At 61.8% G+C, this 1,245-nt stretch carries 1 protein-coding gene and 1 pseudogene; one reads left to right on the top strand and one right to left on the bottom strand.

The window, feature by feature from the left end:
* On the top strand, positions 1–718 hold a 718-nt coding region (gene repC, locus EOA28_RS36200; protein ID WP_245501687.1), incomplete at its 5' end, for a plasmid replication protein RepC.
* 331 nt (positions 719–1,049) lie between these two features.
* Here the strand turns inward: repC and EOA28_RS36195 are convergent.
* Positions 1,050–1,245 (bottom strand): annotated as a pseudogene (locus EOA28_RS36195) (tyrosine-type recombinase/integrase); the annotation flags it as partial.

The raw sequence follows: 1,245 nt of genomic DNA, 5'->3' as shown, positions 1-1,245 counted from the left end.
GCTTATGCGCGAGCGGATCACCTTGCACCGCCGTGACATCCACAAGCTGATCGAGGCGGCTGTCGAGGGAGATGTTCCGGGCGACTGGGGAAGCCTGTGGAAGCGGTTCCGCGGCATTGTGGAGGCGATTCCGCGCCGAGCCTGCATTGCCGAGCTCGAACGGATCGTAGCCGATCTGGCCGCATTACACGACGAAGTGGATAAGCTGCTGGAAACGCATTTGAAATCCATGAATCCAAGCGGCAATGACTCTCAAAACGAGCGGCAGCAATCTGATTCAAATACCTATTCTATTTTTGAATTTGAACCTGCTTTAGAGAAAAGCGGCGAGACGGCCGAGCCCAGCACGAGAACCGCAGAGCCCCCAAAAACGTATCCGCTGGGGCTTGTGCTGAAGGCCTGCCCCGAAATTGCCGACTACGCCGTCGATGGCATCGGCAATTGGCGCGATTTCATGATTACCGCCGCCCAGGTGCGGGGCTACCTTGGCGTCTCGCCGTCGGCGTATGAGGAGGCCTGCCATGCGATGGGCCAGGAAACCGCTGCGATCGTGATTGCCTGTATCCTGCAACGCGCTCAGCACATCAATTCCGCCGGCGGATACCTGCGTGTGCTGACTGACAAGGCCAGGGCAGGGGCGTTTTCGGTCGGACCGATGCTGATGGCGGCGCTGAAGGCGAACGGCGCCACGGCGAGGATGGCGGGGATGGCGGGGTGAGCACGGGGACGGTCTCAAGGGTGTCGGTATGAAGCTGAAGGACCGCGGCGCGAACGGCACTGGCGGAACTCCGCTTGTCCGGACATTTTCCAAAGGCGATCCTGCTCAATTCGATCCCGCGCCTCGACGCGCTTATCACCGATCTGCCGGGTCGGGATCCGAGGTTCGATTTCCCGCGGTCAGTTGCCTTGGGATTATAGGGCACTTTGTGCCGGGTACTGCCTTTGGTCTCGACATCTCCGTGCAGCGTAAGGGCGGGAGCTTGTTGAACCGTGCGTTCCGCGCGAAACGGCATGCGCGCGCCGCGAGCGACCTGCACCATCATCCGGATCTATATGATCACCCGCGCCGCCCGCCCGAGCGTCCGCTCCGCGTCATTGTAATAGTTCGAAGCCTGCTGGACCGAGTGGTGCTGCGACTGCTGCATGGCTTCCGGCAGCGGAATGCCGCGGCGGGCGGTTTCGGTGAGGTAGCCCGAGCGCAGGCCATGCGCGGAAAAGGCTTGCGGGTCGAGGCCTGCCTCAGCG

It is taken from the genome of Mesorhizobium sp. M2A.F.Ca.ET.067.02.1.1, from assembly GCF_004023285.1.
Taxonomy (GTDB): Bacteria; Pseudomonadota; Alphaproteobacteria; order Rhizobiales; family Rhizobiaceae; genus Mesorhizobium.
This window is presented reverse-complemented; position numbering and strand designations above follow the sequence as displayed.